Here is a 21,146-nt window from a genome sequence, read left to right on the forward strand (position 1 = left end):
ACTATAGATTTAATAAATTATATTAGATATATCTAAAGTAAGCTGTTGAATAAGGATGCTCAAACATGCTGCTTAAAATTTGTGTAGCGATGTTGGCCTTTGCTGCGAATTCTGTACTGTGTCGTTTAGCTTTGGCTGATCAGCAGATTGATCCTATGAGTTTTAGCCTGATTCGGGTGTGTAGTGGTGCCGCAGTATTATGGGTACTTTATAGGTTTTCTACACATAAGGCGAAAATAGAATGGAACATAAAAAACGGATTCTTGCTCGCTTTATACATCGTTGCTTTTTCACTTGCTTATTTGCATATTGATGCAGGTGTGGGAGCGCTGCTCCTCTTTGGTACGGTTCAGCTCAGTATGGTCGCTTATGGATTGTATCATGGTGAAAAGATCAATCTGCGTTGCGGTCTTGGTTTAGCGATTGCACTTTTAGGTATGCTCATTTTGTTGTTGCCTGGGGCTTCAGCACCTCATTTGGGTTATGCCACGATGATGGTACTTTCAGGTATGGGATGGGCGATGTATAGTATTGCAGGTAAAAATATGCATAACCCACTAGCAAGTAGCTTGGCAAATTTTGTACTGGCGATTCCTTTTGTATTGCTGGTTTATTTAGCATTTTTCACGCAAGCTTTTATCAAGCCACAAGGTGTAATCTTAGCAGTGCTGTCTGGTGGTCTAGCATCGAGTGGAGCTTATGTGCTGTGGTATGCCATAGTGAAGCAGATTGACCGTGTGACAGCCAGTAGTGTGCAATTGTCTGTGCCGTGTTTAGCAATTCTGGGTGGGGCATTGTTTATAGGTGAAGCACTGAGCTTTAGAATTATCATTTCTGCAGTGATTGTTTTGGTCGGGATTGCTTTGGTGATTTCGGCATCGTCTAACCGTACCAATTTAAATAAATCGGATTTAATCGGTTCTGAACGTCCATAAGTAAATTTCAATTCATCCATAACTAATTTTGACTTTAGCTTTTGAGATAGAGGCTAGGTTTTATCGTTGTTCTTATTTTAATTTTATATCATGTAAAAATGGAATGAACTAAATTGATTTTTAGTAAATAGGCTAGATATATTTTCATTTTGTTCGGCGTCATTAAATAAAACAAAAATATTCGGCATGAAACTTGTATATCAAGATACAGTTTCAGTAAAAATGAAATGTTGCTTAATTGTGCTACAAAAGTAAAAGGTATATCGTAGATATAAGTACCTTTCTCTTTAAATTTAGAGAAACTTCTTGGTTTAATAATGAAAAAATTTTGGGATTTATTTATTCCTTTATTATTAGGGAATGTGACAATTGCGGTCAGTGGCTTGGTCGATACGCTGTATTTATCGCATTTTAGTGCAAAACATGTGGCAGTCTTAGCAATTGCAATATCTTTATATAGTATGGTCTTTATCTTTGGTTTTGGGCTTTTACAAGGCATGATGCAGACTTTAGCCGAAGCAAAGGGGAGTGGCGAGTTACATCAGATAGATTTGATCGTTAAACAAGGGATATGGAGTGTATTGCTTTGGGGCCTGTTTGGTATATGTGTACTCAGTCATGCTGATTTTATTGTCGATTTACTTGGTGCAGATGCAACATTAAAAGACATGATCTTGGTTTGTTTAAAGATCAGCATGTTTATTATACCCGTTCAATTATTACTGCGTGTTTTTTTTATTGTGACACAGACTTGTGGTCAAGCTAAGCTAGTTTTTTATGGCAATATTTTATTTCTAATTGCAAAGTTGATTTTGTCAGGTGTATTTATCTTTGGTATCCCACTTTGGGGCTTAAAAGCATACGGTGTTTATGGTGCATTTATTTCTTCATTTTTAGCATATTGTATTATATTTATAACTTTCTATATTTTTCTTATGGATAAAAACTATCGGCTTCAATGGAAAGCCCCATTTTTCAACTTTAACATTTTAATAAAAATTTTACGTATAGGGATCCCTGCAAGTATAGTTATTTTCATTGATGTTTTTGCATTTACTTCAATTTCATTGCTTGCTGTTCCATTAGGGGATATTGCATTATCGGCAAACCAAATTGTGATGGTGGCGGGTTATTGGTTGTTTAATGTTATTAATGCGCTGATTGTAACATTTAGCATATTACTGTCGATAAAAATTGGAGAAGGTCACCAAGAACAAGCTTGGCAATTAAGCCAAAAAGCTGTTTATATCGTGTTGACGGTGGCGTCAATTTTGTCTTTCAGCTTGTTTTTATTTCAAAAGCAATTTGTTGTTTTATTTACTTCAGATCAGTCCGTTGCATTTATGGTTTCATCACTGATTGTATTGGTCTGTCTATTTCACATCGCAGATGCAATGCTTGCGATCGCTGTAAATTTACTACGTTGTTGGCAGGTCACTTTGCTTCCAATGTTCATTTATAGTTTTATGTTGCTTGTCGTTGGGCTGGGTGGCGGTTGGTATTTTGCCTTTCACCCGATGAGTTTTTTTGAGATAAATATCCCTTCGATGGGTATCCATTCATTTTGGGTTTTTGCTACCTTTGCTTATGCAAGTTCAGCAATTTTATGTCTGATTTGTTTGTACTATCGCAAATATCTAAACTAAGTAAATTCACTTAAGATTTGTATAAAAAACCCGCGAAGTTCGCGGGTTTCTCTAATCTAACTTTAAAGGGTTAAATTATTTTTCAGCAGCAATTGAAGCAATCGCAGCATCTACGCCTTCGATTGAATCAGCAGCTTTTTTGATACGCGCAAGCGCATCTACAAGTACTTCATCAGCAGTTGCATAAGAAATACGCATGAAACCGCCCAAGCCAAATGCATCACCAGGAACTACGGCTACACCAGTTTCTTCCAATAACCACTCAGAGAATTCTGTGCAAGATTTTAAACCTTTCGCACGAATCAATGGACGGATGTTTGCATATGCATAGAATGCACCATCAGCAGGTAAGCAAGAAATACCGTTGATGTCGTTCAAACCGCTAACTACTAAGTCATGGCGGCGTTTGAATGCTTCAATCATTGGCTCAAGAACGTCTTGAGGCCCATTCAACGCAGCTTCAGCAGCAACTTGTGAAATTGAAGTTGGGTTTGAAGTTGATTGAGACTGGATTTTTTTCATTGCGCCAATCAGCTTAGCAGGACCTGCTGCATAGCCAATACGCCAGCCAGTCATTGCATACGCTTTAGACACACCGTTTAACACGATTGTACGGTCATAAAGGTCTGGTGCAACTGTTGCGATGTTGTAGAACTCATCATCCCAACGGATTGGTTCGTACATATCGTCAGATGCGATATATACTTCAGGATATTTACGAAGCACGTCAGCCAAAGCTTCTAATTCAGCTTTAGTGTAGATCATACCTGTTGGGTTTGATGGACTGTTTAAAACCACTAAGCGTGTTTTGTCTGTGATCGCTGCTTCAAGTTGAGCAGGGGTGATCTTGAAACGTTGTTCTTCGCCACATTTCACAATAACAGGAACGCCTTCAGCGATGATTACCATGTCTGGGTAGCTTACCCAAAATGGTGCAGGGATGATCACTTCATCACCTTTGTTTAACAAAGCAAGTGCTAAGTTAAAGAATGACTGCTTGCCACCGCAAGAAACCAAAATCTGGTTTGCTGCATAATCAAGGTTATTGTCGCGCTTGAATTTTGCAATGATTGCTTTTTTAAGGCCTGGCGTACCATCTACAGCGGTATATTTTGTGAAACCGTTGTTAATCGCTGCAATTGCTGCATCTTTGATGTGTTGTGGGGTGTCAAAGTCAGGTTCACCTGCGCCCAAGCCAATAACATTCTTGCCAGCTGCTTTTAATTCAGCAGCTTTGTTGGTCACAGCAAGAGTTGGGGACGGTTTGATGGCATTTACACGATCAGAGAGACGTACGTCCACGGCATATTCCTTCTTATGGGGATTAAAAAATAAAAAGCACACTATCTTAGCTCAAAAAACTCTAGCAAGGCGTTTAAAAACGCAGAATTTTTGAAAAAAACATAATTTTTTTTAAATTTTGGGTTTCGAAATACAAAAATTGACAGAATGTGGAAGTTTCTCGCATCTCAAAGAAAAAAACTTTAAAATAAACCTAATTTGATGAGAGTGATGGTCATGAGTAAGCAACAGCCTACTTCAAAAAAACCTTTGGTGAATCTCCCTTTCCCAATGCCGAACGTAGAAGGCAGTTCTGATGATGTTGCACATAATCAGGTGCGCCCAAAACCTGAGCAATATGCAGATCGAACGTGGATGCCACCTCGTGGTACACGCCGTTCAATGGGTAAACGCTAAGGTTTAAAAAACGTGTAATAAAAAAGCCAATGCTGTAGCGTTGGCTTTTTTTATTCACTTAACGAAATATATCAAATGAAATCATGAGGCTAGTAAGACATAAACGTTAATGCATTCCAATACGGATCATCAGTACAGAAATCATCATCAGATACTTACTAACCACATATAAACATAGAATTTATTTGTAGCCAATTTTAAATGCAGCCAAGAATTGATTTGGCTGTTTTGCGTCGAATACAATGTGGTCAAGGGCGCTAGTTTGAGGAGCTTTGATGAAGGCATTATTTTTTAGGCTTGGAAATTGCGTATCCTGCATCTTACCTTCTTGAATTAATGCTTGCGCAGCTTGTACATAAATATCAGGGCGATAGGCCTTTTGGGCTGTTTCTAGGTACCATTGATCTGTTTGACTAGTGCTGATTTGTCCCCAACGACGCATTTGTGTTAGCCACCATACTGCATCTGAATAATAGGGAATGCCATATTGTCCCTTGAAGAATGTATGAAATGATTTTGCTGGTCGAACATCGCCTTGTTCATACTCAAATACGCCGGTCATACTATTGATAATAATATCTTTATCGACACGTAGATAATTATCTTGTGCAATAATTTTTGCAGCTTCTTTACGGTTTGCACCGTTATTTTCATCTAGCCAATTTGATGCACGTATTAAAGCTTTAACCAGTTTAAGTGTAGTCGTTGGATTTTGTTCAGTAAATTTTTTAGTTAGACCGAAGACTTTGTCTGAACCATTTTCCCAAATGGCATCTGAGGTGATGACAGGTACACCAAAACCTTTTTTTACGGCTTTCTGATTCCACGGCTCACCAACGCTATAGCCTGATGTCACACCTTCAACCATTGTTGATACCATCTCTGGAGGTGGAATAACGGTTAAATCTACATCTGAACCTGTATTTCCTGTGGTGTCATTATGTGCAGAATCATAAGTGCCCGGATGAATTCCGCCAGCAGCTAACCAATAGCGAATCATATAGTTATGTGTCCCCATTGGATAAGTCATGCCTAATTTAAATATTTTCTGCTGTTGCTTATATTCCGCAATCACAGGTTTTAAATTACTCGCACTAATGGGGTGCTTCGGTCGATTATTTTCCATAACTACGGTTTTTTTCATCTCATTCCAAACATTATTTGAAACCGTAATGGCGGCACCATTGTAGGAAAGGGTGAATGGTGTAACGATTGGTGTTTTTTCTGAGGATGTATCTATTATTGATGCTATAGGCATTGCTGCAAGCATATGAGCAGCATCGAGCTCACCACTCTGCACATGTTTGTAAAGTTCAGTCCAACTCGGTTGTGCTTCAAGTTTGACTTCGAGCCCTTCATCTTTAAAAAATCCCTTTTCAACGGCAATTGCAAGGGGAGCCATATCGGTTAATTTTACAAAGCCAATGGTTAATCTGGTTTTTTCAACAGCTAAAGGTTGAGCAGCTGTCTCTTGATCAGGTTCTTTTTGGCACCCCCCCAGTAAAAAACTGAGACCAAGCAAGCAGGGTATAAAAAAAGCCTTGTTTAATAATATCTTTTTCATTCATTTCCCAGATTTTATTGTGATTCGAGCGTCCTCGAATAGCAATATAGATGCCAAATGTAAAACCAAGGATAGAAATTCAAAATCTTATTTTTACTGTAGTAGGCTACTTATAGGTTTACGGTGAATATATGCATTTGATTTGGCGGGTAGGGGCTGTTAGTCGGGGGGAGTATTTCTGGTCTAACTGTATGTATCTCATCGTGTTTTGAGCGTATTTGGTGCAAGTGAAAGAAAACATGCCCATTTTTGTACATTTAGAATCGAATAGAATGGGGGGAGCATCAAGGTGGTGCATGGCAAGGGTATTGGGTCTGAAAGAGTATGCGTTAAGTGAGGAGATTAAAATTATTTTTATACATTTTCACGCGAGTGAATCAAAAATGTAGGAGTTTGATTTTAAACTCCTACATAAGGCTTAGGGAATGTATGAGAAACAAAGATTTTTTAAGAGTTGTGTGGATTAAAATTAACGTGCGCGACGTTCATTGTCTGCATAGTATTGATTCTTCTGTTGGTACATCAGCTGATCTGCGCGTTTCAACATATCCTCAATCCGTTCATTCTCTCTGACGGTAGCAGATCCGATAGACAGACTAATCGGTTGGCTAGAATAGAATTGATTATCGACATGAATAAGTTCATGCAAACTATGTAGGCAGTTATGTAGAGCAGCTTCATCAGCACCTGACATTAGAATCACCAATTCATCCCCACCAATACGGGATGCAGAATAAAGCGTGTTTTGTATAAGCTGATTTAAAATACTTCCTACACGACGTAATAAACCATCGCCTACATCATGTCCAAAGTTATCATTCGCTTCTTTTAGACCATTCATATCGAGAAAAATACATGATACAGGTCGGATGGGACTACGTTCTAAACGATTCACTTCTTCAGTGTAGAAAGAGCGATTGTAGAGTTTAGTTAAAACATCATGTCTGCCTAGGTATTCTAAATAGTTCTCCGCCTTTTTGCGTGCAGTTATATCGGTCAAAGCAACTTGTACCATACTCCAGTCATCTCGATAATCTGGGAATACGGTAAATTGCAGTAAAACATGGCGGATACTGCCATCAAGAGCATAATTTACGGCTTCACGCTGATGGTGAATATTGCCATTCCATAATTCAATTAACTGCTCTCTAAAGGTTTGCACCATTTCTTTAGCAAAAATTTTATGAGTATTTTTCAGCAAAGTATTCTTATCCGCAGCACCAAACAAATCTAAGGTTGCTTGGTTGACATCAATAATAATAATGTCTTGAATACACTGCATAATAAAATCATGATGCACATCTAAAAAGGTTTTAAAGTCATCTATACCTAAATGACGGACTTGGTCTAAACGCGCTTTGATACGGCTAAAATCTTCAACCCAGAGTGAGGTTGGTGAGAAATGAAAACGTGATTCGGCTAACTGTCGGTTTTTTTCTTCTAATCGACAGGCTGTTTTATATGAGGTGATGTCTTCTGTGGTGATGAGTAAACGAGATAGATCATGTTCATAGCCAGGTATAACAGTACCACGTAACTGAATATCTAATCGGGTACCTTTAATTGTGTAATTCACTGTTGTGCTGATGAATTCATTATGACCATTCCATAGACTCGATAGCTCTTGAATATGCGTTTTGGCCATGTCTTGTTTGAAAACAAGATCTAGATTCTGTTGCAGATGCTCCAGATTATCTGCTTCAAATAGTTCCAGTGTTTTGGGATTTACTTTTAAAATTTTAATTTTACGTGCACAAAGGAAAACACGAGCTTCGTCCTCTTGTAAAAACTCTTGTAGATTCTCAACACCTTGCTGTCGCCAGATTTCAAATTGCTGCTTTACTTCACTAAAATCTTCTAACCACATTGCTATTGGGGACAAATCGAAAACTGAAGAATCCAGAATCTCCATTTTTTTGCTCTTAATTATTTTTAAGTGAGCGTAGTATAGAGTCTATTTTTTCTTTTTGAAATCGTGAGGTAAATAAAAGATTTATAATTCATTTTGTGATTTAGTTGGCATTAAATTTGCTAGATTGAATTCTTGTTAAGCTATGATAGCTCCAATCAAGACTTCAATCTGCAATAAATATATTCTTGTATTTAGCGTATCGTTTTACGTGCACGGTGTTCAGGTTTAGGCGGTGATATTTCTCGAGTACCTTGCCATACTTCGATAAAGTCTTGCTCATTAATATTATAAAGTTCAAGCAACGCTAAAATGACACCGCCAAAGAGCATGGAACCTTCTGCATTTGATTCAAAGTCAAATATTTTGCCAGACAGAACATGCAAAATATCTTCAATTTCAAAAGCACGATCACGTCCATTACTGTCCGTTGGATACATCCGAGTATTTAGAATAATTTTGGCTAAGCTTTTTTCATTATCAGTTAGAGCCAGATGCTGAACCAGCATGTCGTCATTTTGGGTACTGAAAATCACAGCATCGTTAAAAATGGTATGCAGAAACTTTTTGTTTAGACGAGGCAGTGTTCTTTCTACAAATGGGCGAAATGATGCAGGAAAGATAACGTTATGCGAAATGCCTTTAAACATGGGAGCAATTTCTTCGACTTTATAACCCGCAATACCACAGCCGATAGAGGTGAGAAAATAAGTCATTTTCGGATGATTCTTGGTATAGATTTTAAAATCATCAATATAGTGTTGAATTTGTGAGAGCGGCATTTGTTGTAAGTGTTCGTTCATGGTAGGAATGGCATAACTTTGCCCCGACCAACCACGTCCAACACCTTTCATCGCCCCAAAATGTTCGAGTGCGGTACGTGCAGCACCATCTGCATGTTGGCCTGCCATGTTACTACCAAAAACAAATACAGTCTGTTCATCTAAGTTTTTGACGATGCTTTCGTCATGATATTGGTAAGTCATAGGCTCTGATTTTTCGCTCTTCTTCACTTCATGTTGCCCTTGAAACTGAGGAGGGTCAAGTGAAAAATCTTTGTAATATTTTCAGTAAATTACATTAAAAATTTAAAAGCAAGATTTGCTCGGGATTGAATCTGTTAAAATAGTTGCTTGAAGAAGCAAATCTTGGGATATGTCTGTGAGTGAGAAACAACCTTTTGATTTAGTCACCAATTACCAACCCGCAGGTGATCAGCCGCAAGCCATTGAAAAGCTTGTTGCTGGAATAGAAAAGGGCTATCACGACCAGTTATTACTTGGAGTTACGGGTTCAGGTAAAACCTATACCATGGCCAACGTGATTGCGCGGACACAACGTCCGACTATTGTTATGGCACATAATAAAACCTTAGCTGCACAGCTTTATGGTGAGTTCAAATCTTTCTTTCCGAACAATGCTGTCGAATATTTTGTTAGTTATTATGATTATTACCAACCTGAAGCCTATGTGCCATCTTCAGATACATTTATTGAAAAAGATTCAGCGATCAATGACCACATTGACCAAATGCGTTTATCTGCAACACGGTCGCTCTTAGAACGTCGCGATGCAATTATTGTTGCTTCAGTTTCTGCTATTTATGGTTTGGGTGACCCCAATGCCTATATGAGCATGTTGCTCCATATTGTGCAGGGAGACCGTATTGCACGTGATGATATCATCCGTCGTTTGGTGGAAATGCAATATAGCCGCAATGAACTTGAGTTTTTACGTGGTACCTATCGTATCCGCGGTGAAATTATTGATATTTTCCCAGCGGAATCAGATCAACATGCAATTCGGATTGAGTTGTTTGATGATGAAGTGGATTCGATTCGCTGGTTTGACCCGCTGACAGGCAAACTGGTGCGGAAAGTTCCGCGTGTAACGATTTATCCAAAAAGCCACTATGTAACACCGAAAGATAATTTAGAACGCGCCATCGGCACGATTCGTGAAGAATTAAAAGAGCGTTTAGGTTTCTTTCGTGCCCATGACAAATTGCTTGAAGCACAGCGAATTGAGCAACGCACCCGCTATGACTTGGAAATGATGCAGCAGTTGGGCTATACCAACGGTATTGAAAACTATTCACGTCATTTATCTGGTCGGCCTGCGGGTGAAGCACCACCAACTTTGTTCGATTATGTCCCTGATGACGCCTTACTGATTATTGATGAGTCGCATGTGACTGTACCGCAAATTGGCGCGATGTATAAAGGTGACCGTTCGCGTAAAGAAAACTTGGTGAATTATGGTTTCCGTCTCCCTAGTGCTTTAGATAACCGTCCGATGCAGTTTGAAGAGTGGGAACGGATCACCCCGACAACGATTTATGTCAGTGCAACACCAGCCAAATACGAGCTTGAAAAAGCCGAACAGGTGGCTGAACAGGTGGTTCGTCCTACAGGTCTGATTGACCCCGAAATTGAAGTGCGTCCAGTACTGACTCAAGTGGATGATGTGTTGTCTGAGATTAATATCCGTAAAGATCTCGATGAGCGTGTGTTAGTGACGACTTTAACCAAACGTATGGCAGAGGATTTAAGCTCGTATTTGAAAGAATATGGAGTGAAGGTGGCTTATCTACACTCAGATATTGACACTGTTGAGCGAGTGAAAATCATTCATGACTTACGTTCAGGTGTCTACGATGTGCTTGTCGGGATTAACTTATTACGTGAAGGCTTGGACATGCCAGAAGTCTCTTTGGTCGCTATCTTAGATGCTGATAAAGAAGGCTTTTTACGTTCTGAACGGTCTTTGATTCAAACCATTGGTCGGGCAGCCCGTAATGTAAAAGGTAAGGCTATTTTATATGCAGACCGTATCACCGACTCTATGCAAAAAGCCATTGATGAAACGGAACGTCGTCGTCAAAAACAAATGGCGTTTAATCAACTGCATGGCATTATTCCACGTAGTACCATTCGACAAAATAAAAAGGATATTGATACAGGTGAAGTACTGACGGATGAGCAAGTTGAGAGCAATATTGCCGATCAACATCAGACACTCAGTGCAGACGAACAGCATTTATTGTCTGATCCAAAACTTCTTGCGAAACACTTAAGCAAGTTGGAAAAAGAAATGCTCAAAGCCTCTAAAGAGTTACAGTTTGAGCAAGCTGCGCGACTACGCGATGAAATTTTGCGTTTAAAATCGCAGCTTTTGGCTTAGTCTATATTTACATAACGCTACAGTAATTTGGGCAGAAAGCATTATTTTTTAAAGAGATGTTTATTTTTAGATCATAAATTCTGAAATATTAAAGGTACAGTTTATGTCTGCAAATCTTCCCAAGGCGGGTTTTACCCTTGCCAAAATTGCTGTAGGTGGTGCTGTTCTGGTGGGCTTAGGTATGGCAACCATGGCTTATGCTCAAAGTAAGCCTTTAGCTGTGGTGGATAAGATCGAATTGGATCGTTATTTGGGGGTATGGTATGAAATAGCGCGTAAGCCTATGTACTTCCAAAATAAATGCGGAACTAATGTCTCAGCGATTTATACACTCAATGAAAATGGAAATGTCAGTGTCGATAACCGCTGTTATGCTCAAGATGGCAAGCTGATGCAGTCGATAGGTGAGGCATTTGTACAAAACCCACCTTTTAACAGTAAGTTGAAAGTGAGTTTTTTACCTGAGGCTGTGCGGTGGTTGCCTGTGGCGCGTGGGGATTATTGGATTTTAAAAATTGATGATGACTATCAAACAGTGCTTGTAGGTGAGCCACGCCGCAAATATATGTGGGTGCTTTCTCGTACACCGCAAGCAGATCCTAAAGTTATTAATGAATACTTGGAATATGCTAAGTCGGTAGGCTACGACTTAAATGATTTAATCCATACCAAACAACTGCCAAAGTAAAATTGATAGTATTGTCTAAGCCATGCGGAAGCATGGCTTTTTTATTTCTAGGCATTATTTTAAGCCTATTAAAACTTGAATAATAAAGCTTTATTTGGATGAAAGCTTTATAATTGGTCGAATTTAAAGTTGCCCACAATGTATATGGAGTGAAGGATGTATAAAGGTGTTGCATTATCAGTTTTAGCATCCGTCACTTTTGGGGTGTTATATTTTTATACCTTTTTTCTAAAACCTTTAGATAGTGAGCAAACCTTTGCTTGGCGTATGTTTGCCACACTTCCTTTTTTAACGGCATTTATGTGGTGGAGTGGTGACTTAAAACTGATCATTGAGTTATTTAAGCGTATTTTTAAACAACCATGGATGATTGCATGGTTATTATTCAGTTCATTTTTATGTACGACCCAACTATGGCTGTTTTTATGGGGGCCGATGAATGGTCGTGGCTTACAAGTGTCCCTCGGCTATTTTTTACTGCCTTTGGTCATGGTATTGGTTGGTTGCATCCTTTACAAGGAAAAGCTATCCCGCTGGCAAATGGTTGCGGTCGCTTTTGCTGTGCTTGGGGTTGGACATGAAATTTGGCGTATTGGCAGTATGGCATGGGAAACAGTCTATGTTGCTGTGGCTTATCCTTTGTATTTCTTCTTGCGCCGTGTTTGTAAAACAGATCATTTGGGGGGCTTCTGGTGGGATCTGTGTTTAATTCTCCCTGTCGCATTTTATTTAGGATTTGTACAGAGTGATAGTTTAATGTTGATGCAGCAGTTTCCGCATCTTATTCTTGCTGTCATTGGTTTAGGTTTTCTAAGTGCGATGGGCTTGGGAAGTTATATTTTAGCAAGTCGTTATTTACCTTTTGTGATTTTTGGTTTGCTGAGTTATTTAGAACCAGTGCTGTTAGCTGGTGCATCCATTACGATGGGTGAGCGTGTTGAGGCGGGTGAGTGGTTCACCTATATTCCTATCTGGTTTGCTGTTTTGTTGCTGATTATTGAAGGCACTCTGCATTTATATAAACAACAGCAAAATAAAAAACAACTCGAGCGAAATATTGAGCATTTTGAAAAACAGCAGCATCCAGACTGATCTGATCATGTTTGATGTTGCTATTGTGCTGGAATTTGGACGATGACTAAGTCTCTTATTTGTCTATTGCTCTTTAAGAATAGTTGACTGTTTGATAAAACATCATTTGTGTAACTGTTTATTTTTTATTTAAAAAAATTAGTTTTAGATTTTTCTACTGAAAAATCATTGGACTAAATTCAATCATTTCTGAAATTAATAATGAATATACGATAAAAAACATCATGCATTTACAGCTTTCGATTCAAACTTGGCACTAAATCCTTTACAATTGTTGGGTTTTGAAATTTATGCTTAGATTAAATTAATTAGAGGACGTATCTGTGAGCAAAGAGACTATCATCGCCCTACACGCAGAACACCAAGGTCGCTGGAAAAACCGTGAAGAAATCGCAGAACAAATGATCGCTTTGATCGGTCAGCTTTACCGTGAAAAAAATATTGTAGTTTCAGTGTTTGGACGTTCTTTAGTTAACCGTTCAGTAATTCAAATTTTAAAAGCACACCGTTTCACACGTATGATGGACGTTGAGCTTTCAGTTGTGCATACATTCCCAATCCTTGAAGCGCTCGCTAAAATTGAAAATATTGGTACTGCTGAAATTGATCTAGGCAAATTAGCTGTTGCTTTCAAAGAGCAAGGTGGCGATGTTGATGCATTTGTTGCAGCAGCAGTTAAGTCTGTAGAAGGTCGCCCAACTTCTGTAGAAGGCCGTGACGTTGTACTTTACGGTTTTGGTCGTATTGGTCGTATTCTTGCGCGTTTAATGATTGGTCAGTCTGGCCTTGGACGTGGCTTGAACTTAAAAGCGATTGTGGTTCGTAAGTCTTCTGATGGTGATTTAGAAAAACGTGCGTCTTTATTACGCCGTGACTCAATCCATGGTCCTTTCTCTGGTACGATTTCTGTTGATGAAGAAAACGAAGCAATTATTGCAAATGGTCAATTCATCAAAGTGATTTATGCATCTAACCCATCTGAAGTTGACTACACTGATTATGGCATCAGCAATGCGCTTGTGATTGACAACACGGGTAAATGGCGTGATGCAGAAGGTCTTGCTCAACACCTTAAATGTCCTGGTGCTGCACGTGTAATTCTAACTGCACCTGGTAAAGGTGACATGAAGAACGTGGTATTTGGTGTGAACCAAGCAGACATTCTTGATGAAGACAAAATCATCTCAGCTGCAAGTTGTACTACAAACGCGATTACACCAACACTTAAAGTACTACATGACAAATACACAGTGTTGAATGGTCACGTTGAAACAGTTCACTCATTCACAAATGACCAGAACTTAATTGACAACTACCATAAAGCAGACCGCCGTGGTCGTGCTGCAACATTGAACATGGTAATTACTGAAACTGGTGCGGCTAAAGCGGTTGCTAAAGCACTTCCAGCACTGCAAGGTAAACTGACAGGTAACTCTGTACGTGTTCCAACACCAAACGTTTCACTTGCGATTCTAAATTTAACTTTAGACAAAGAAGTTGATCGTGATGAAGTGAACGAATACATTCGTAAAATCTCAATCAGCTCAAGCCTTCAAGGTCAGATCGGTTATACCAACTCGACTGAAGTTGTATCATCTGACTTTATCGGTTCGCGTACTGCTGGTGTATTTGATGCGCAAGCAACCATTACTTCGGGCAACCGTTTAACTGCGTATGTTTGGTACGATAACGAAGTAGGTTATAGCTGCCAAGTATTACGTATTGCAGAGCAAATGGGTGGCGTAAGCTATCCTAAAATTCCTACTGAAACAAATGCATAATTTGTAGTAGTGATCAAAAAGAGCCTCATATGAGGCTCTTTTTTTTACTTGCTGATTTATAAAATTTGTACATATATGTCAGGATTGGCATAAGTATTGAATTTCATGGTAAGAGTTGCCAATGCTTAATTCTGACTTATTTACTTAGAATAATTGGAACATTTTATTGAAATAGACATTTATATATTTATCGAGTCAGGTTGGGATGACCTGTAAACAGACTGGGCTGACAAAAGGATTAGACTTGTCAGATGAAGAATCAAAATAAAAAAAGGAATTTGACTTTGCAAGTGAAACACCTACTCAGTGGATTGGTATTTATTGTGTTAGCAACCATGTGTGGTGTATTCATCGCTATTTGGATGTTTAAACACTTTAATATCTATATTCCCTTAGAAAATCAAAAAGTCAGTATTGATCTACAAGAGCCTTTACAAGCTGAGGTCAAAATTCATGACGCTTTAGATGTGGATGTGACAGGGCGTGTGAATGCTGAAATTCCGATCCGAGAAAACCTGAATATTCCACTGACCCAAACTCTGACACCACGTGTGTATTTTGATAATCAAGTCCCGATCAAAACCAGCATTCCAGTGCGTGAAATCTTGAAAATTAATCAGAGTATGCCTGTGGATACCAAGGTGCAGGTAAAAGTCATGGGACGAGATGTAACTTTGCCTTTAAAAGGTAATATTCCTATTCAGTTGGATGTTCCAATTCATATTGATGTGCCACTGGAACAGCAAGTACACCTCAAATTTGATGCACCTGTAAAAACTGTACTGAAAGAAAATCTACATATTCCAGTAAATACAGTGGTTAAGACCAATATTCCAATACAAGGGCATTTAAACGTTCCTATTAAAACGGCATTGAAAGCTTCGGTGGATGTGCAAAATACATTGCCAATTGAAATTAAGCAGGGGGAGTTGAAGATTCCACTCAACAGTTTGCAATTCTTGCGTGAAAAACCTCTATCTCAAGAACACGTGAAGCCATAGGAGGGAGTATGTGGATATTCCAGTCCGCGAAGCGGCTTGTCTTGAGTTTTGTGTGTGTTGTCATTTTGGTGGGTGCGCTGTTTTGGTTTTACCTGAATATTCAAGCCAGTATGCAAGTGTCTGCAAATGAAGCACAAATTCAACTGTCAGACTCTTTACCGACAAAAATACAAGTCGGTAATTATTTAGAAACTCAATCTGTTGGAACTTTAGATACGCAACTGAAAATTGATCAAAAAATTAATTTGCCTTTACATGGAAAATATTTGGCAAATTTGGAGTTCGAAGTAGAAGTACCTGTTTCTGTATCGGTTGATTATCAAACCGAGGTGCTTATTGATCAAAACATGCCGTTGGAGACCAATACGGATTTAATTTATCAGAATAAACTGTTGCCTAAGTTTCCACTCACTTTGGATATTCCGATTAAACTGGCTGTGCCATTTCATTTAAAGCAAGACTATCAGATTCCGATCAAAATTATGTTTAATGGCTTGGTTTATTTTGAGTTCAATGAGCAAGTACGACTGCATGTGTTGCATCAGTTTGCGCCACAGCTTAATTTGAATGATCCAATGACTATGCGAAAAATAGCAAGCTTCAATGCCACCATGTATAACACGGAGCGGAGTACGACAGCGAACTTGGAGATGAATATGACACTACCTGTGAAGAATATTCATCCATAAAGAAAACACCACCAATCATTGGTGGTGTTTTCATGTGAAAATCAAAAGGGTGGCTTAAAGTGCAGCTTTGATCGCATCTTGAATGTTCGTAGTTTTACGTCCAATCAATTGTTCTAGGTCTTGACTGTCACTATACATTGCACCTTGTATAGTTTGAATGTCTGCATCAACGATGACCTCAACTAAGCCAGCAGGTAAGCCCGCCTGAGTTAGGCCTTGAGTGTATTCTTCCGCACTTAGGTTTTGATAATTAATGGTTTTACTCGCTGCTTGACCAATCAATGTTGCAAGCTCTGAGAGGCTAAAGCTTTGTGAACCTGCTAGTTCATAGATTTGATTATCATGGCCAGTTGACGTTAAGACTTTCGCTGCAGCTTCAGCATAATCTATGCGTGATGCCGAGCTAATGCGACCATCTTGAGCTGCTCCAAAAAGCGTCCCAATTTCAATGGTGTGAGCAACACCTGCAAGGTAGTTTTCGCTATACCAGTTATTTCTTAAGAAGGTGTAGCGTAGTCCACTATCTTGAATCAGTTTTTCAGTTTCACGGTGTTCTTGGGCTAAGCCGAGTGGCGATGTATCTGCACGTAGTAAGCTAGTATAAGCAAGATAAGGAACACCGGCCACTTTTGCAGCATCAATCACTGCCTTGTGCTGAGGTGTACGGCGACCGACTTCATTTGCAGAAATGAGTAATAATTTATCTATACCTGATAGAGCAGGGACTAAAGTTTCAGGTCGGTCATAGTCAAACTCACGCACTTCGATATTTTGTGCTGTGAGATGTGTCGCTTTAGCTGGGTTTCGCACAAGCGCAACAATGTTGTTGGCCTCAGTTTGTAGTAAAAGTTTTTCTATCACAATAGAACCCAATTGGCCTGTTGCACCTGTGATTGCAATTTTCATAAGTCACCTATATTGGTTGTTTTCTGTACTTGATGGTTTTATCCTAATCTAGTAACTTACTAAGTGAAAGTACGTACCAAAAAGTAAGTAATAAACCAAATGGAGAGAAATGATGCACACCTATGCAACAAGCAAACTATTAGGTCAAGTTTTATCCACTGAGTGCCCATCTCGTGACATATTGGAACATCTTACGAGCAAATGGTCAGTACTGGTGTTGCGTTGTTTGAGTGATGGTGTACACCGTTTTAGTGAATTGAGACAGCGTATAGAAGGGGTGAGTGAGAAAATGCTTTCCCAAACCCTTAAAACACTTGAGCAAGATGGTTTTATTTTACGGACGGTTTATCCTGTAGTTCCACCTAAAGTTGAGTATCAATTGACGATACTGGGCTCCCAAGCGGCCGAAAAAACCATGTATCTAATTGGATGGATTGAAAAAAGTTTGCCTGAGATCTTGGAAAATAAAGAGCGAGTCTCAGCTTTAAAAAAATAACTTAACAACAAAATAAGCAGAATAAATGGTTTGAATTAAGTGAGTTATAGGTTTCACAAAAAGCCATAGATTTGCTTGTAACAGAGTATATGCTGCTTAATTTATGTAAGTTGAGCATGGGATTAGGTTGATTGTTTTCAGGGACAAAACTGAAGAAAATCAAGAGAAAAAGAGCTAAATGCACGTTTTTAAGTGATTTGTCACTAAATTTCATGTTTCGCTCAATAATTCTATTCGAGAAATTTTGTAAAATATGGCAGAATATGCGGTTTTAAAGTATTTAGAGGATTGGCAGCATGCGCTTTGTTGATGAAGCAGTCATTACCGTAGAGGCTGGCGACGGTGGCAATGGCGTAGCCAGTTTTCGCCGTGAAAAATTCGTACCCTTTGGCGGGCCAGATGGTGGTGACGGTGGTCGTGGTGGTAGCGTATTTATCGAAGCTGATGATAATACCAGTACCCTTGTAGACTTTCGTTATACGCGCCGCTTTCGTGCGGAGCGAGCTAAAAATGGTCGTGGTGCAAACTGCGCTGGCCGTGGCGGTGAAGACACTGTACTAAAGGTTCCTGTAGGTACAACGATTGTTGACACTGATTCGGGTGACATTATTGGCGACTTGGTTGAAAGTGGTCAGCGTGTGCTTGTTGCAGCGGGTGGTGATGGTGGTTTGGGTAATACTCATTTTAAATCATCGACGAACCGTTCGCCGCGTAAGTGTACCCATGGTTTTAAAGGCGAATTCCGTGAAATTCGCTTAGAACTAAAAGTACTGGCAGATGTCGGCTTACTAGGTATGCCAAATGCAGGTAAATCGACTTTTATTCGTGCCGTATCAGCAGCAAAACCTAAGGTTGCAGATTATCCGTTTACTACAATGGTTCCAAACCTTGGTGTAGTCGATGCGGACAGTCACCGTTCATTTGTAATGGCAGATATTCCTGGCTTGATCGAAGGGGCGTCAGAAGGTGCGGGTCTGGGTATTCGTTTTTTAAAGCACTTGGCGCGTACGCGTATTCTGCTTCACATTGTCGATGTTCAGCCGATTGATGGTTCTGATCCAGCATACAATGCAAAAGCGATCTTGGCGGAGTTAGAGAAATTCTCTCCGACACTTTCAAAGTTACCGATCGTTTTAGTGTTAAACAAAGTTGACCAACTGGCAGATGATACGCGTGATGAATGGTGTCAGCATATCTTAGATGAAATGCAGTGGGATGGCCCTGTATTTAAAACTTCAGGTTTGATGTCTGAAGGGACAAAACCAGTTGTGTATTACCTGATGGATCAAATTGAGCAACAACGTGAGCGTGAGCTTGAAGATCCAGACTATGCAGCAGAAGTGAAAGCATTCCGTGAGCAGCTTGAAGCTGAAACACGCGAACAAACGATTGCCGCTAAAGAAGCGTATCGTGAAATGCGTCGCCAACAACGTCTTGCAGGCTTGTTGGGTGATGATGAAGACGATGATGAAGATGATGGCGAAATGGAAGTGTACTACGTACGTTAAGCTCGTAATGAGTAACTGAGGACAAGATGATAGAAGTGGTAGATGGGCAACGTAAGCTCGAAGCTTGTAAACGAATCGTTGTTAAAATCGGATCATCTTTACTCACAGCAAATGGGCAAGGTTTAGATATAGATGCAATTTCGCATTGGGCGAAACAAATTGCAGATCTACACAATGCAGGACATGAGATTATTCTGGTGTCATCAGGAGCTGTGGCTGAAGGTATGGTTCGTATGAAGCTAGACAGCCGACCCACCGATCTACCCAGTCTTCAGGCGTGTGCTGCCATTGGTCAGATGGGCCTGATTCATACATGGTCGAGTGTGCTTGAAAAACACCATATTCAGACTGCACAAGTGTTGTTGACCCATGATGACTTGGCAGACCGTCGTCGTTACTTAAACTCATGTGATGCTTTACAGAACTTGATTGAATGGCATGTGATCCCTGTAATCAACGAAAATGACACGGTTTCGACCGATGAAATTCGCTTTGGTGACAATGACACGCTGGCCGCGATGGTTGCTGGTCAAGTGCATGCAGATTTGTTAATTATTTTGACTGATCAGCAAGGTATGTTTGACTCAGACCCACGTTCAAACCCAGACGCGAAACTGTTCCATACCGTGCGTGCTTTAGATGAAAGCTTGTTTGATATGGCTGGCGGTGGTGGTAAGTTTGGTCGTGGCGGCATGTTGACCAAAGTCCGTGCTGCACGCTTGGCTGCAAAGTCTGGCTGTCCAACGCTGATTGCCAGTGGTGAAAGTGATAATGTGCTTGCACGTTTGATGGATGGTGAAATGCTTGGGACATTGTTTATTACTGACAATGACCGCATTACTGCTCATCAACAATGGTTAGCGGCTCACTTACAAACAGCAGGTCGTTTGGTGTTGGATGATGGTGCGGTTAAGGCCATTAAAGACAATCATCGTAGTTTACTTCCGGTTGGCGTGAAAGCTGTGGAAGGGCATTTTGAGCGCGGTGACGTGGTTGAATGTGTTGATATTCAAGGCGGTCGTGTTGCGGTCGGACGTGTCAACTTTAGTTCGCGTTCTGCGGAGTTGGTCAAGGGCTTGGCGTCAGATAAAGTTCATCAAGTTCTAGGTGAAGCACGGTCACTTGAGATGATTCATCGTAACCACATGGCAATCTACTGATTTAAACGCATGAAAAAATCCTGCTCTCGAGCGGGATTTTTTGTTTTAAAGAGAAAGTTATTTGATATAGCCTTTTTGAATAAGGGGCTTAAATAAGTAAAAGTGAAGGGTGAGTGCCCATTGCATGATTTTCTCTTTATAGAGATTCCAAAGGGTTAAGCCAAAGAAGTTTAAGGCAAAAGCCAATAGAAAAGCGCCGAGCATATCTAAAGGGAAGTGCACACCGAGATAGACACGTGACCATGCAACAAGCCAAGCCATAATCAAGAGAAAAACTCCCAGTTTGCGCTGTACCGAGAACAGATAAGAAAAGGCAATACTGCTAAAAATCAGCATATGGTCACTCGGGAATGAACCATTAGGTGTATGGTAAATGAGAGTACGTCCAACATTCATGACAAAAGGCCGTGGGTGATAATACGCATGAGAAATACATTGGCTGATCAAAATGGCGATACTGGTAAAGATAAACGCCTTCAATATCTGTTTTTTAGTGTCATAGTTGCCACGTAGCCAAAACCAAGCAAACAATAAAATAATGCAATAGAGCAGGTCATTGGCGATGAATATGGCAAAATGAATACCGGTATTGCTAGCTTCGGGAGATGCATTAATCCATGAAAAAAGCGATAAATTAAGTTCAGAAAGGGTCATGAAGTAGGGTGATATTTATAAAGTGCGAAAATGTGTCACAATTTTGTCATATTGTTAAAACTTAGATTAGCATTTGAAGTGCAACACCATGTTGTTGCCATAATACCTGACTCGGACTTTTAAAGCTGAGTCTTTTTCTTGGGCGATGATTCAAACGTTGAGTGATTTCTGAGATATATTCATCCGTATAGGCATTTAAATTACTGCCTTTTTTAATGTATTGTCTGATTAAACCA

At 39.8% G+C, this 21,146-nt stretch carries 18 protein-coding genes; 12 read left to right on the top strand and 6 right to left on the bottom strand.

Features of this window, described 5'->3' with window-relative positions:
* Positions 1-65 precede the first annotated feature (65 nt).
* Entirely contained in the window at positions 66-935 is an 870-nt protein-coding gene (locus B9T36_RS18330; protein WP_086210860.1) for a DMT family transporter, read from the top strand.
* 317 nt (positions 936-1,252) lie between these two features.
* Positions 1,253-2,581 (top strand): MATE family efflux transporter, encoded by a 1,329-nt coding sequence (locus B9T36_RS18335; protein ID WP_086210861.1) that lies wholly within the window; start codon positions 1,253-1,255, stop codon positions 2,579-2,581.
* 75 nt (positions 2,582-2,656) lie between these two features.
* Here the strand turns inward: B9T36_RS18335 and B9T36_RS18340 are convergent, their stop codons facing one another.
* Positions 2,657-3,883, bottom strand: coding sequence for a pyridoxal phosphate-dependent aminotransferase (locus tag B9T36_RS18340; RefSeq protein WP_005399684.1), 1,227 nt, complete (start codon positions 3,881-3,883; stop codon positions 2,657-2,659).
* Positions 3,884-4,099: 216 nt separating this feature from the next.
* On the opposite strand from B9T36_RS18340, the gene B9T36_RS18345 reads away from it, so the two are divergent.
* On the top strand, positions 4,100-4,279 hold the full coding sequence (locus B9T36_RS18345; RefSeq protein WP_062032428.1) for a hypothetical protein: 180 nt from the start codon (positions 4,100-4,102) through the stop codon (positions 4,277-4,279).
* A 181-nt stretch (positions 4,280-4,460) separates the two neighbouring features.
* On the opposite strand, the gene B9T36_RS18350 is transcribed toward B9T36_RS18345, so the two are convergent.
* From B9T36_RS18350 to B9T36_RS18360, 3 genes are all read right to left on the bottom strand, one after another.
* Positions 4,461-5,843 (bottom strand): CmpA/NrtA family ABC transporter substrate-binding protein, encoded by a 1,383-nt coding sequence (locus B9T36_RS18350; RefSeq protein WP_086210862.1) that lies wholly within the window; start codon positions 5,841-5,843, stop codon positions 4,461-4,463.
* A gap of 469 nt (positions 5,844-6,312) precedes the next feature.
* Positions 6,313-7,755: a GGDEF domain-containing protein gene (locus B9T36_RS18355; protein ID WP_086210863.1), complete on the bottom strand. Its 1,443-nt coding sequence runs from the start codon at positions 7,753-7,755 to the stop codon at positions 6,313-6,315.
* A gap of 191 nt (positions 7,756-7,946) precedes the next feature.
* Entirely contained in the window at positions 7,947-8,738 is a 792-nt protein-coding gene (locus tag B9T36_RS18360) for a hypothetical protein (protein WP_086210864.1), read from the bottom strand.
* Positions 8,739-8,913: 175 nt separating this feature from the next.
* Between B9T36_RS18360 and uvrB the strand changes: the two genes are divergently transcribed.
* The 6 genes from uvrB to B9T36_RS18390 all read left to right on the top strand — a co-directional run bounded on the left by uvrB (position 8,914) and on the right by B9T36_RS18390 (position 16,186).
* Positions 8,914-10,935, top strand: coding sequence for an excinuclease ABC subunit UvrB (gene uvrB, locus B9T36_RS18365; RefSeq protein WP_086210874.1), 2,022 nt, complete (start codon positions 8,914-8,916; stop codon positions 10,933-10,935).
* Between the two features lie 103 nt (positions 10,936-11,038).
* Positions 11,039-11,623 carry a lipocalin family protein gene (locus tag B9T36_RS18370; RefSeq protein WP_086210865.1) on the top strand — a complete coding sequence of 195 codons (585 nt, stop codon included), beginning with the start codon at positions 11,039-11,041 and terminating at the stop codon, positions 11,621-11,623.
* A gap of 156 nt (positions 11,624-11,779) precedes the next feature.
* Positions 11,780-12,715 carry an EamA family transporter RarD gene (rarD, locus tag B9T36_RS18375; protein WP_086210866.1) on the top strand — a complete coding sequence of 312 codons (936 nt, stop codon included), beginning with the start codon at positions 11,780-11,782 and terminating at the stop codon, positions 12,713-12,715.
* Between the two features lie 323 nt (positions 12,716-13,038).
* On the top strand, positions 13,039-14,496 hold the full coding sequence (locus tag B9T36_RS18380) for a glyceraldehyde-3-phosphate dehydrogenase (RefSeq protein ID WP_086210867.1): 1,458 nt from the start codon (positions 13,039-13,041) through the stop codon (positions 14,494-14,496).
* A 251-nt stretch (positions 14,497-14,747) separates the two neighbouring features.
* Positions 14,748-15,497 carry an MFS transporter gene (locus tag B9T36_RS18385; RefSeq protein WP_404814584.1) on the top strand — a complete coding sequence of 250 codons (750 nt, stop codon included), beginning with the start codon at positions 14,748-14,750 and terminating at the stop codon, positions 15,495-15,497.
* Positions 15,498-15,505: 8 nt separating this feature from the next.
* Positions 15,506-16,186, top strand: a complete 681-nt coding sequence (locus tag B9T36_RS18390) for a hypothetical protein (RefSeq protein WP_086210868.1) — start codon at positions 15,506-15,508, stop codon at positions 16,184-16,186.
* Positions 16,187-16,240: 54 nt separating this feature from the next.
* Here the strand turns inward: B9T36_RS18390 and B9T36_RS18395 are convergent, their stop codons facing one another.
* Complete coding sequence (locus tag B9T36_RS18395) at positions 16,241-17,092, bottom strand: SDR family oxidoreductase (RefSeq protein ID WP_086210869.1); 852 nt, start codon at positions 17,090-17,092, stop codon at positions 16,241-16,243.
* 112 nt (positions 17,093-17,204) lie between these two features.
* On the opposite strand from B9T36_RS18395, the gene B9T36_RS18400 reads away from it, so the two are divergent.
* The 3 genes from B9T36_RS18400 to proB all read left to right on the top strand — a co-directional run bounded on the left by B9T36_RS18400 (position 17,205) and on the right by proB (position 20,256).
* Complete coding sequence (locus tag B9T36_RS18400) at positions 17,205-17,588, top strand: winged helix-turn-helix transcriptional regulator (protein WP_086210870.1); 384 nt, start codon at positions 17,205-17,207, stop codon at positions 17,586-17,588.
* Between the two features lie 296 nt (positions 17,589-17,884).
* Positions 17,885-19,096, top strand: coding sequence for an Obg family GTPase CgtA (cgtA, locus tag B9T36_RS18405; protein ID WP_086210871.1), 1,212 nt, complete (start codon positions 17,885-17,887; stop codon positions 19,094-19,096).
* 26 nt (positions 19,097-19,122) lie between these two features.
* Positions 19,123-20,256, top strand: a complete 1,134-nt coding sequence (gene proB, locus B9T36_RS18410) for a glutamate 5-kinase (RefSeq protein WP_005399671.1) — start codon at positions 19,123-19,125, stop codon at positions 20,254-20,256.
* 57 nt (positions 20,257-20,313) lie between these two features.
* On the opposite strand, the gene B9T36_RS18415 is transcribed toward proB, so the two are convergent.
* The gene (locus B9T36_RS18415) at positions 20,314-20,910 is read right to left on the bottom strand and encodes a phosphatase PAP2 family protein (protein ID WP_086210872.1); all 597 of its coding nucleotides are present in this window, start codon (positions 20,908-20,910) and stop codon (positions 20,314-20,316) included.
* Positions 20,911-21,146: the final 236 nt, after the last annotated feature.

The organism is Acinetobacter sp. ANC 4204, from assembly GCF_002135205.1.
Lineage (GTDB): Bacteria > Pseudomonadota > Gammaproteobacteria > Pseudomonadales > Moraxellaceae > Acinetobacter.